Genomic DNA, 12118 nt, shown 5'->3' on the forward strand with positions numbered 1-12118 from the left:
CTCGGCTACATCGCTATCAGTAGTATGATGGCTAAGAGCAGGAAACCTATCATCACAAGCAGTCCCAGCAGCCGCACTTGTCCGTTCTGACGGCGACGCGACGGCGGTTCGGCTTCTCTTATCGAACGCTCTGCGAGTTCTTCGGGCGGTACGCCACGGCGCAGATTGTTGAGAAGGTCGCGTTGCTCGTTGCTGAAGCGGAATGTATGGTGGAAGCCGCGGGGGCGGCGGTTGAAGAAGTACATTGTGAATGTTGAATGTTGTGGTGTTGTGAATGTTGAGATGTTGTGGTGTTGAGATGGTGAGGTGTTGTGAGATGTTGTGGTGTTGAGATGTTGAATGGTGAGGTGTTGTGGTGTTGAGGTGTTGAGATATGTCATTTCGGCTTTGACGTTTGCCGTAGCGGAGGTCTCTGGCCTCCGCAGCAGCAAACAAGTCTTATTTTGTTGTAAAGCCGAGCAGCAAACAAGTCTTATTATGCAGCAAAGCCGAGCAGATAATAGTTATTCTAACCTCTGCAGCGGCGCCTCTATTCGCAGCATCTCCTTCAGTTCTGTGCCAGCCGCCTTGCCTCGCCAGTTGAACACATCGTACTTGTCCTTCGGTCTTATTTCCTCGAACCATGCGAACTCCGGCAGCTTGTACTTCTCTGGTGGAATCTGCGTGATAGGATACATCGTTCCTACAGCCTTCGACGCCCATATCTTCTGCAACTTGCGTTCAGCCGACATGTACATGCGTAGCGTGTCGGTCTCCATATAGTTGAGCTCTGAGAGCACGGAGTCCTTCTGGTTGGCGTTGTAGTAGAGCGACTTCACGTTGCCCGTTGCCTCGGCGCGTCGTATTGCTCCGTCGGTGAAGAACGCGTCCATGCGTTTCGATGAAATCTGGTTGAAGTGGTTCTTCTCGTCGCACTTCTCCACAGACAGCGCCTGCCCCACAATCTCAGCCTTGCGCACCGTCGAGTCGTTCATGTATACATGTATCACCTCGCCCAGCAGCTGTCTGCCGAGGTTCCACACTATCGGGTCGCGGTACATCGTCATGCACGAGTCTTGCGAGCTGAACACGAGCGAGTCGCACACAGCCTGCACGTCGTCGCGGTAGGCACGCACATGGTTGAAGGCGTGCACTTTGCGGTAAACCGAGTCGGTCTTGATGTTGAACGTGTAGAGCTTCAGCGAGTCGGCATGCACGTAGAGTGTGTCCTTCTGCGAGTAGTCGAGCATCAGCGCGCGCTTCGTAGCGTAGCCGTAGCCCGTCGTCTCGTTGTAGAACAGATGGTCGCAGCGCAGTTCGTTCTTGTTCTCCGTGTCGGTGTATATCACGTTGCCGAATCCTTCGTTCTGCTTCAGCTTGTCGTTGTGGAAGAGCGAGTCGCCGGTGATTGTTTTCTTGCCATCCACGATGGTAGAGCGTCCGAACAGTTGCGACATATTCGTCTTGCTGTTGGTGTAGGCGTCGGTAGTGTTGATGACGGTGCTCTTCGACTTGATTGTAGACGGACCCGTAACGTGAGCGATGCGGGTGCGTGTGTCGTAGTGGAGTGAGTCGGTGTTGATGATGTTCTCGCCGCTGCGCATGTGTACGTCGTAGAAGAACGCCGCCTTGCGTGTCGCGGTGTTGTACTCGCCCCAGTCGCTCACCAGCTCGTCCTTGCCGTCGATGAGTTTGCCGCCCTCGAAGAAATAGGCGTTGTCGTACAGACGGTCGTAGTCGAGCGAGTCTGTGTAGAGCGTCTGCGTGCGATGCTTAAGCACCACGTTGCGGCGTGCGTGCATCATCTGCTCCGCACCTATATAGTCGGCATAATCGCACTTGAGTGAGAGCGTATCGCCCTGCTTGAAGTGCACGTGTCCGAACGCCTTTACCGAGTTTGCCTCCTGGAAGAAGTAGGCGCTGTCGCACCACAGCTGTGATCCGGCATGCGTGAAGTGTACCTTTCCACGCAGAATCTGTGCGTCGGGCACCGCGCCGTACATGTCGTAGGCGAGCTCGTCGGAGTGGACGAGATACACGCGTTCGTCGGTCTTCGGTCGCTTCCTCTTGCCCTTCGGCGCCGCAGAAGCCCATATCAGGCAGAAGCCAAAAAGGCATAGAACTGCTGCGAGAGCGGTTCTATGCCAGTTGTTCGTTATTGGGGATTGTCTTTTCTTCATTATTATTCTAAGCCTTTCTAAGCCTTTTAGGCGTTCTTAAGCCTTCCTGAGAGCCTTATTTAACCCAGCCTTCGTACTCGTACTTATAGTTCTTGTAGCGGTCCTGCATACGCACATAGGTGGTCTTTATCTTCTTCACCACCCAATTGTGCAGGAACTCGGCGCGCTGCTTCTGAAGCACTACGTTCTTCAGCACCTGGAAGTCTTCGTTGATAGTAGCGCGGTGAGCCGGTATGCGGTTCTTCAGCTTCACGATAGCCACAACGTTCTTGCCCTTCTCGTTCACCATTGTGAACGCGTCAGACACGTCGCCGACCTCCATGTTCTCCACTTTGCGAGCCACTTCCGTCGGCAGGTCCTTCATCTGGAACTTCGATGTGCGGCCATCCTCACTGTTGAACGACATGAGACCGTGGTTGTTGCGTGTGTCTTTGTCGTCAGACATGTATGTAGCAGCCTCCTCGAACGCGAGCTTGTTGGCGCGTATGTCGGTAGCGAGCGAGTCGAGCTTCACGCGCATCGAGTCGGTAGCCTCTGGCGATACACGTGGGATGCGCAGGATGTGGCGCACCTTGATCTTGTCGCCGCGCTTGTCGATAAGCTGTATGATGTGGAAACCATACTCCGACTCAACAATCTTCGACACGCGCTTCGGGTCGGTGAGGTTGAACGCAACCGCAGCGAAGGCTGGGTCAAGCATACCGCGACCAACGTAGTCCATCTCGCCGCCCTGACGTGCAGAGCCTGGGTCTTCGGAGTAGAGGCGTGCGAGCGTTCCGAAAGAAGTCTCGCCGCTTGTGATGCGGTCGGTATATTCGCGCAGCTCGTTCTTCACGTGGTTGATTTCCTCCTGCGAAATCTTCGGCTGCTTTGTGATTATCTCCACCTCTACCTGAGTTGGAACGAGCGGAATGCTGTCCTCTGGCAAGTTGTTGAAGTATTTGCGTACGTCAGCCGGCGTAACGGCGATGTCGCTCACGAGTTTCTCGCGCATCTGCTGTATGAGCTGGTTGTTGCGGAAGTCGTCGTGCAGCTGCTGGCGCATCTGCGTAACAGTCATCTTCTTGTATTCCTCCAGCTTCTCCTTAGAACCAGCCTGCTGTATCCAGCGGTTTATCTGCATCTCTATGTTCTGCGAAATCTCAGCCTCAGTAACGTTGATTGAGTCGATTTCAGCCTGATGGAGGAACAGCTTCTGCACAGCAATCTGCTCAGGAATGATATAGTCGGGGTCGCCGTTCCATGTCATACCCTCCATCTCGCCCTGGAGTTTCATCATTTCCACGTCCGATTTGAGGATGGGCTGGTCGCCTACCACCCATATCACTTCGTCTACGATGCTGTGCTCTGGCACGCGCTCCTCGGTCTTGAGCGTGTCCTGCTTAAGCTCTGTGTCCGAACCGGCATAGCTGCCTGCGTTCGCACCGATGCCCACAAGCAGAGCCGCAGCGGCGAAAGTCGCCATTATAATGTTGCGTTGTTTTCTCATGTATATGTATATATTATAATATGTATAGTGTGTAGAGGGCGCGCCAGCACCCTCCGACGATTAGTGCTTGTTAACGGTGCTGAGCACATCCTTGTTCACTACGACCGTGTAGCGCTTGCGCAGAGCTTCAATCCACGCCTTCTCGAGCTGCTCCTGATAGTCGGCAACAACCAGTTCGCGCACGTCGTTGTATGTCTTCGGAGCCTTCAGCTTCTCGCCGTATGTAGCCGAGATGGGGAAGTCTTTCACGTCAGCCACAGTAGTGTCCTTAGCAAACACCACCTTGTCAATGAGCGCGTTGTCGCCCTCGCGGAAGATGCCCTTTACGACCTTGATGCGTATTGTAGAGTCGTTGAACTCCTTGCGCAGACGCTCAGCCCATTTTTCGAACGGAATGTTCTTCAGCGACTTCTTCACAGCCTCTACGTCGCCATCCTGCTTCACCCAGTAGGCGATGCCCTTGAAGCGCGGCTGTTCCCACTTGTAGCGCTTGCGATTCTTCTTGAAGTAAGCTGCGAGACCCTTCTCGTCCTTCGCTGCCTTGTCCCACACCGTGCGGTTAGAGATTTCGTAGAGCAACAGTCCGTCGTGATACTCGCGGATGAGGTTCTTCAGAGCCGGGTCGGCAGCCGCCATCTCGTCGGCGCGACGGTTGAGTATGTCCTCCGGTGTGCACTGCGGAACGGAGTGCTTTGCTATAGAGTCGATGTTCTGCGAGATGATTCGCTCGCGCAGTCCGCGGCTTTCTATGAAGCGGTGGATGTCGGCGCGAACCGTATCGTAGGGGAAGAAGTTCTGCTTTGCTTCGACCTTAATGATGTGATAGCCGAACGGTGAGAGGATCGGCTTTGATATCTCGCCCGGCTTCATTGCGAAGATGGCGTCCTCAAACTCCTTCACCATATATCCGCGCTGCACCCAAGAGAGGTCGCCGCCGCGGCGTGCCGAACCCTTGTCGTCTGAGCAGCGCTGTGCAAGCTCAGCGAAATCGGCACCCTTGATGAGTGCGTTGTATATTGAGTCGGCACGTACGAGTGCTGAGTCGCTCTGTGCCTTTGTTGCGTTCTGCTTCAGTGAGACGAGTATGTGGCGCGGGCGAACCAGTCCGCCGTTCCCGTCGATGCGTTTGCGTGTGTCTTCGTAGATGGTGCGTGCCTCGCGCTCTACGTCGTTGTCGTTGATGAAAGAAGGGCGTATCTGCTGGTCGCGGTACATGCGGAACTCGTCGCGGAAAGCCTTTGTGGTGTCGATGCCAGCCTCTTCAGCTGCCATCACCTTCAGTTTGTAGTTCACAAACAGGTCGATATATTCGTCCACGCTCTTCTTGTCGACAACGGTTTCAGAGTTGTTTTTGTTGTACGAGTATTCGAACTCCGAGCGCGGCACAGCCTTTCCGTTTATAGTCATGATAGTTGGGTCGGCTGTCTGTGCCGATGCTGTGGTTGCTGCCACGAGCAGTGCTACCAACAATGATTTTACCTTCATTTTTTCTTTTGGTGTTTGTTTATTGGGGCTTTCTCCCCACGTTTCTTGTATATTTGAATTGGCTTGAAAACCCAATAACTACACGGCTGGAGATGCTTTCGCACCTCAAGCCGTGTGGTTGTTGGGCTTTCTTTCAGTGTTCAATATTTATTACTGTGGGCGCGAGTAGTTCGGAGCCTCACTTGTAATTGTGATGTCGTGTGGGTGGCTCTCGAGCACACCTGCGTTTGTGATGCGTGTGAACTTAGCGTTGTGCATAGCCTCGATAGTGCCAGCACCGCAGTAGCCCATACCTGAGCGCAGACCGCCGATGAGCTGGTAGATCACCTCCTGCACGGTTCCCTTGTAAGGTACGCGTCCGGCGATGCCTTCCGGCACGAGCTTCTTCACGTCCTTTGTGCCAGCCTGGAAGTAGCGGTCCTTAGAGCCGTTCTCCATTGCCTCAAGCGAACCCATGCCGCGATAGCTCTTGAACTTACGTCCGTTGAAGATGATTGTGTCGCCGGGGCTCTCCTCTGTGCCTGCAACGAGCGAACCGATCATCACTGAGCTGCCGCCTGCTGCGATAGCCTTCACGACGTCGCCAGAGTAGCGCAGACCGCCGTCGGCGATCAATGGAACGCCAGTGCCCTGGAGTGCAGAGTAAACGTCGTAAACTGCAGAGAGCTGCGGAACACCTACACCTGCTACGACGCGGGTTGTACAGATTGAACCCGGGCCGATGCCTACCTTAACGGCGTCGGCACCATTCTCAACGAGCATTCTTGCAGCCTCGCCGGTAGCCACGTTGCCTACAACGATGTCTACGTTCGGGAACGAAGCCTTTGCCTCGCGCAGCTTCTCGATAACGTACTTAGAGTGGCCGTGAGCGGTGTCGATAACGATAGCGTCGGCGCCAGCCTCTACGAGAGCGCTCATGCGGTCGAGTGTGTCTACTGTTACGCCCACACCTGCTGCTACGCGCAGACGACCCTTATCGTCCTTGCAAGCCATCGGCTTGTCCTTAGCCTTGGTGATGTCCTTGTATGTGATAAGACCTACGAGGTGGTTCTCGCTGTCTACAACCGGCAACTTCTCAATCTTGTTCGACTGGAGGATGTCAGCGGCCGCTGCGAGGTCGGTCTTGATATGTGTAGTCACGAGGTTCTCGTGTGTCATCACGTCGTCGATGAGTTTGTCGAGATGACGCTCAAAGCGAAGGTCGCGGTTTGTAACGATGCCTACGAGATGGCACTCTTCGTCCACTACCGGTATACCACCGATGTGATACTCCGCCATCATATCCAAGGCGTCCTTAACGGTCTTGCCACGGCGAATTGTCACCGGATCGTAGATCATGCCGTTCTCGGCACGCTTTACGATGGCTACCTGACGCGCCTGGTCTTCGATAGACATGTTCTTGTGAATAACACCGATGCCGCCTTCGCGTGCGATGGCAATAGCCATAGCCGACTCCGTTACGGTGTCCATGGCTGCTGTGACAAAGGGCACATTCAAGCAGATGTTACGCGAGAACTTGGTTTTCAACTCTACCGTCTTGGGCAGTACCTCTGAATAAGCGGGAATAAGGAGGACGTCATCGTATGTGAGTCCGTCCATTACAATTTTATCAGCAACAAATGATGACATATAACTTAAAAAATTTATTGCGTGCAAATTTAGCAATAAAAATCCATACGTGAAAAATTAAACACGATTTATTTTCTGCGTTAATGCTAATTAACGGAATTTGAGCGGAGTTGTGTTGGTTAGGGGTGTGGTTAGTTAGGGGGTGCAGTTGTCTCAACTGCACCAACCGAATTGAAATACTATCAAATATATTTGGTGCAGTTGAGACAACTGCACCCCCTAAAAGCACCCCCTGAAAGCACCTCCTGAAAGCACCTCCTGAAAGCACCCCCCTAACAGTGTTAGTTGGCTTGTTCTGAAAGGAACTTGATGCGCACGAGGCGTATTTCGTTTTCTTCGTAGTCGCCGAGTTCGTCGAGTGCGGTGTCGATATCGTCGGTGTCCGATTCGCGGAAGTACTCGTAGATATCGTCAATCTGGTCTTCGTCCATCACGTCTTCGAGGAAGTAGTCGATGTTGAGTTTTGTTCCGCTGTAGACGATGGCATCGAGGTCGTTGAGAAGGTCCTCGAAGTCGAGTCCGAGTGCCGAGGCGATGTCGTCGAGCGGCATGCGACGGTCGAGATACTGTATTATCTTCACCTTCTTCATAGAGTCCTTCGCCACGGTGCGTACGAACAACTCCTCGGGGCGTTCTATCTCGTTGTCCTTGCAGTACTGGCTGATAAGCTCGCAGAACGGCTTGCCGTAGCGGTTCGCCTTGCCTACGCCGATGCCCTGAATGTTGCGCAGTTCCTCAATCTTCACGGGGTACATCGTAGCCATCTGTTCGAGCGACACGTCCTGGAATATGACGTATGCCGGCAGGTTCTGCTTGCGTGCCGTTTTCTTTCTGAGGTCAACGAGCATGTTGTAGAGCGTAGGGTCGAGCGCCGAAGCTGTTGCCTCGCCGCCTTCGTCCTCTGTGTCGGAGAAGTCGGTGTCCTCTACGTATGTGAATGGCGTAGGGTTCTTCACGTAGCTCTTGCCCGCCGCCGTCACCTTCAGCAGTCCGTAGCTCTCTATGTCCTTATGAATGTAGCCCGCAATCATTCCCTGACGAATTACGGGGTTCCATATCTTCGCCGGCATGTCCTCGCCAGCACCGAAGTCTTCGAGCTGCTCGTGGTGATGGCTCACGATGTCGTCGGTTGCGCGTCCCTTCACGAAGTCGACGATATAGTCCTGTCGGAACGCCTCCTTCACGGCGATGATAGCCTTCAGCACTATCAGCAGCGCCTCCTTGCCGTCGCGCTGCACCTTCGGATGCAGACAGTTGTCGCAGTTGCCGCAATTCTCGTGCGGATAATCCTCGCCGAAGTAGTGCAGCAGCACCTTGCGTCTGCACACCGATGTCTCGGCGTATGCGGCAGTCTCCTGCAGCAGCTGCTTGCCTATGTCCTGCTCAGCCACGGGCTTGCCCTCCATGAACTTCTCCAGCTTCTGCAAGTCTTTGTAAGCATAGAATGCTATGCATATACCCTCGCCGCCGTCGCGTCCTGCGCGACCCGTTTCCTGATAATATCCCTCAAGACTCTTCGGTATGTCGTAGTGTATGACGAAGCGCACATCGGGTTTGTCGATGCCCATGCCGAAGGCTATGGTAGCCACGATGACGTCGATGCGCTCCATGAGGAAGTCGTCCTGCGTCTGCGAGCGTGTAGCCGAGTCGAGGCCGGCGTGATAAGCCGCCGCCTTTATGTCGTTGGCTTTCAGCACGGCAGCCAGTTCCTCCACCTTCTTGCGCGAGATGCAGTAGATGATGCCGCTCTTGCCAGGGTGTTGTTTGATGAATTTAATAATCTGCTTGTCGATGTCGTTCGTCTTCTGTCTCACCTCATAATAAAGGTTAGCGCGGTTGAACGAGCTCTTGAATTCCTTCGCGTCGGCTATGCCCAGACTCTTCTTTATGTCCATGCGCACCTTGTCGGTGGCTGTAGCCGTGAGCGCTATGACCGGAGCTGCGCCAATCTTGTTTATCGTAGGGCGTATGTTGCGGTATTCGGGGCGGAAGTCGTGACCCCACTCCGATATACAGTGCGCCTCGTCGATGGCGTAGAACGAAATCTTGAACGAACGGAAGAACTCCAGGTTGTCCTCTTTGTTGAGCGACTCCGGCGCCACATAAAGCAGTTTTGTGCGGCCCTCGTGCACATCCTTGTACACCTGATTGATGGCAGCGCGGTTGAGCGACGAGTTCAGATAGTGAGCCACGCCGGTTTCCTCGCTGAGTCCGTTCACTACATCCACTTGGTTCTTCATCAGTGCGATGAGCGGCGACACCACGATTGCCGTGCCTTCCATGATGAGCGACGGCAGCTGGTAGCACAAGCTCTTGCCTCCGCCTGTAGGCATGAGCACGAATGTGTCATTGCCTTCAAGCAGATTGCGTATTATTGCTTCTTGGTCGCCCTTGAACGAGTCGAACCCGAAGTGGTGTTTCAGTTGTTCGTTGAGGTTGATTGTCCCAGTCATAGTAAAAAGATTTGTCTAAGTGTATCTCGAAGCCACTACTGGAGATTTGCCTTCTCCAGCTGTGCCTTTGCGTACTCCAGTGTTACGGTGAAGCTGTCGATGTTCTTGGTCGGAGCCTCGAACATAGCGTCCATCACGATCGACTCTACGATAGAGCGCAGTCCGCGTGCGCCGAGCTTGTACTCCACAGCCTTGTCTACGATGAAGTCGTATGTCTCGGGTGCGAACTCGAGCTTGATGCCGTCCATCTCGAAGAGCTTTGTGTACTGCTTTATGATAGAGTTCTTCGGCTCTACGAGGATGCGTCGCAGCGCTTCGCGGTCGAGCGGGTTGAGGTAGGTGAGCACCGGCAGACGGCCGATAATCTCGGGTATCAAGCCGAACGACTTCAAGTCCTGCGGCAGGATGTACTTCATGAGGTTGCCCTTGTCGATGTTGCGCACGTTCTGCACCGAGTTGAATCCCACCACGTGGGTGTTCAGACGCTGTGCAATCTTGCGCTCGATGCCGTCGAACGCACCGCCGCAGATGAAGAGTATGTTGCGTGTGTCGACGTGTATATAGTCCTGGTCGGGGTGCTTGCGTCCGCCCTTTGGCGGCACGTTCACCATTGTTCCCTCGAGCAGCTTGAGCAGACCCTGCTGCACACCCTCGCCGCTCACGTCGCGCGTGATGCTTGGGTTGTCGGCCTTGCGCGCAATCTTGTCAATCTCGTCGATGAAGACGATGCCGCGCTGCGCCGCCTCCACGTTGTAGTCGGCTACCTGCAGCAGGCGCGAGAGAATGCTCTCCACGTCCTCGCCCACGTATCCCGCCTCTGTGAACACCGTTGCGTCTACGATGGTGAACGGCACCTTCAGCAGTTTTGCTATGGTGCGTGCGAGCAGCGTCTTGCCCGTACCGGTCGAGCCGACCATGATGATGTTGCTCTTCTCTATCTCCACGCCGTCGTCCTCTGCACCTTCCGCGTGCTGCTGCAGACGCTTGTAGTGGTTGTATACGGCTACCGACAGATACTTCTTCGCATCGTCCTGACCGATGATATACTCGTCGAGATATTCCTTTATCTCTGTTGGTTTCGGCACGTCGTTGAGCGACACGTCGAATGCGCCCGAGTTCTTGCGCGTTCCCTCCGGTCCGAAGCCCGCTTCGAGCACAATCTGATAGGCCTGCTGCGCACACGAGTCGCAGATGAAGCCGTTCAGTCCGGTGATGAGGAAGTTTACGTCCTTCTCGCTTCTTCCGCAGAAGCTACATACTTTCTTTGGCATTTTTCTTCTTTTCTCTTCTCTTTACTTCTTGCGTATCATTACTTGGTCGATCATTCCGTACTCCTTAGCCTCCTCGGCTGTCATCCAGTAGTTGCGGTCGGAGTCTGCCCACACCTTGTCGAACGGTGTGTGCGAGTGTTCGGAGATGATGGTGTAGAGTTCTTTCTTGAACTTCTGTATCTCGCGTGCTTCGATCTCGATGTCCGAAGCCTGACCCTGCACGCCGCCGAGCGGCTGGTGAATCATCACGCGGCTATGCTTCAGCGCCGAGCGCTTGCCTTCCTGACCTGCCACGAGCAGCACCGCAGCCATCGAAGCCGCCATGCCCGTACACATCGTAGCCACGTCGGAGGTGATGAACTGCATGGTGTCGTAGATGCCGAGACCTGCTGTCACGCTACCGCCGGGAGAGTTGATGTATATAGAGATGTCCTTGCCCGGGTCTACAGAGTCGAGGTAGAGCAGCTGCGCCGAGAGCGTGTTGGCTGTATAGTCGTTGATTTCGGTGCCGAGGAAGATGATGCGGTCCATCATCAAGCGCGAGAACACGTCCATCTGTGTCACGTTGAGCTGGCGCTCCTCAAGGATATACGGGTTGAGGTACTGCGCCTGAGCCTTCATCACGTCGTCGAGCATCATGCCGTTAATGCCGAGTCTACTTGTTGCGAATTTTCTAAAATCGTTCATATCTGTAAGTTTCGTTTTTTCTGAAGTTCTCTTCTGCTTCCAGTTCGTATACGCCGGCTTGCGCCAGCCGTATCTTATATATAATAATGTGTAGTTTTATATGTATGATATCGAAGCAGATACAAAGATACAAAAATGTATCGAACAGGGCGAATATTCTGAAGAAAAAATTTTGTAGCTTTGCAACTTATCGCTTTCATTATCAGTCAAACATACAGAAACAACTAAAAAATACGAACAGATATGAAAAAGACAATCTTTTTAATGGCAATGCTGCTGGCGCTCAGCGCAGCGGCTCCTATGGCTTCCGCCGCACCGCAGTCTCACCGCAATCGCCCGCACACACAGATGGTGGACAAGAAGGATAAGGACGCTGCCGACGAGGAGAAGGGCATCGTGGCTTACTCGGATACTGTAACTGCCGACACGGCGTCTGCCGCTAACGGCGGAGCCACGTTCGACAACGATGCCCCAGTCAGTCGCGACGAACTGCTCTCGTTCTACAACAGTTTGCCAGGATGGATCGTAAAGCTCTTCCTTATAGTGTGCGTTTTCGTGCCGATGCTGCTGTGCTTCCTTGCGCCTATCATTGTCGTTCTGCTCGTCATACGCTACTTCATGCGCCGCCACAAAGACCGCGTGCGACTGACTGAGATGGCTATGGAGAAGGGCGAACCATTCTCCGACGAACTGAAACCGCTCAGCAAGAAGTCGCCCGAGTATATGTGGCGCCGCGGAGTGCGCAACACGTCGATTGGTGCCGGACTCATGATTCTCTTCTGGTTCTTCGGTATGCAGTCGCTCATGGGCATAGGCGCTCTTGTGGCGTGCATCGGACTCGGACAGATGTTCATGGTGAAGTACAACTACGACAGTAAGATGCCGTGGCAGAAGCGCGACGACGAGGACGAAACCGACCATTGACCCTATTCTTTTAAAGACAGA

At 54.0% G+C, this 12118-nt stretch carries 9 protein-coding genes; 1 reads left to right on the top strand and 8 read right to left on the bottom strand.

Annotated elements, in window-relative coordinates; all coding sequences use genetic code 11:
* Window positions 1–5 precede the first annotated feature (5 nt).
* The 8 genes from KTQ90_RS01745 to clpP all read right to left on the bottom strand — a co-directional run bounded on the left by KTQ90_RS01745 (window position 6) and on the right by clpP (window position 11173).
* The gene (locus tag KTQ90_RS01745; protein WP_217316994.1) at window positions 6–380 is read right to left on the bottom strand and encodes a hypothetical protein; all 375 of its coding nucleotides are present in this window, start codon (window positions 378–380) and stop codon (window positions 6–8) included.
* A 123-nt stretch (window positions 381–503) separates the two neighbouring features.
* On the bottom strand, window positions 504–2159 hold the full coding sequence (locus KTQ90_RS01750) for an OstA-like protein (RefSeq protein WP_217316995.1): 1656 nt from the start codon (window positions 2157–2159) through the stop codon (window positions 504–506).
* A gap of 55 nt (window positions 2160–2214) precedes the next feature.
* Window positions 2215–3648, bottom strand: coding sequence for a peptidylprolyl isomerase (locus tag KTQ90_RS01755; protein WP_254360392.1), 1434 nt, complete (start codon window positions 3646–3648; stop codon window positions 2215–2217).
* Window positions 3649–3708: 60 nt separating this feature from the next.
* A complete protein-coding gene (locus tag KTQ90_RS01760; RefSeq protein WP_217316996.1) occupies window positions 3709–5133 on the bottom strand; it encodes a peptidylprolyl isomerase in 1425 nt (474 codons plus the stop codon).
* Window positions 5134–5283: 150 nt separating this feature from the next.
* On the bottom strand, window positions 5284–6762 hold the full coding sequence (gene guaB, locus KTQ90_RS01765; protein WP_022157265.1) for an IMP dehydrogenase: 1479 nt from the start codon (window positions 6760–6762) through the stop codon (window positions 5284–5286).
* A gap of 281 nt (window positions 6763–7043) precedes the next feature.
* Window positions 7044–9215: a DNA helicase RecQ gene (gene recQ / locus KTQ90_RS01770; protein WP_217316997.1), complete on the bottom strand. Its 2172-nt coding sequence runs from the start codon at window positions 9213–9215 to the stop codon at window positions 7044–7046.
* Between the two features lie 35 nt (window positions 9216–9250).
* Window positions 9251–10486, bottom strand: a complete 1236-nt coding sequence (gene clpX / locus KTQ90_RS01775; RefSeq protein WP_022157263.1) for an ATP-dependent Clp protease ATP-binding subunit ClpX — start codon at window positions 10484–10486, stop codon at window positions 9251–9253.
* Window positions 10487–10507: 21 nt separating this feature from the next.
* The gene (gene clpP, locus KTQ90_RS01780) at window positions 10508–11173 is read right to left on the bottom strand and encodes an ATP-dependent Clp endopeptidase proteolytic subunit ClpP (protein WP_007901267.1); all 666 of its coding nucleotides are present in this window, start codon (window positions 11171–11173) and stop codon (window positions 10508–10510) included.
* A 243-nt stretch (window positions 11174–11416) separates the two neighbouring features.
* Here clpP and KTQ90_RS01785 point away from each other — a divergent pair, with 243 nt between their 5' ends.
* Window positions 11417–12097: a DUF6249 domain-containing protein gene (locus KTQ90_RS01785; protein WP_217316998.1), complete on the top strand. Its 681-nt coding sequence runs from the start codon at window positions 11417–11419 to the stop codon at window positions 12095–12097.
* Window positions 12098–12118: the final 21 nt, after the last annotated feature.

Origin of the sequence: Leyella stercorea (assembly GCF_019052365.1) — a bacterium.
GTDB lineage: Bacteria > Bacteroidota > Bacteroidia > Bacteroidales > Bacteroidaceae > Prevotella.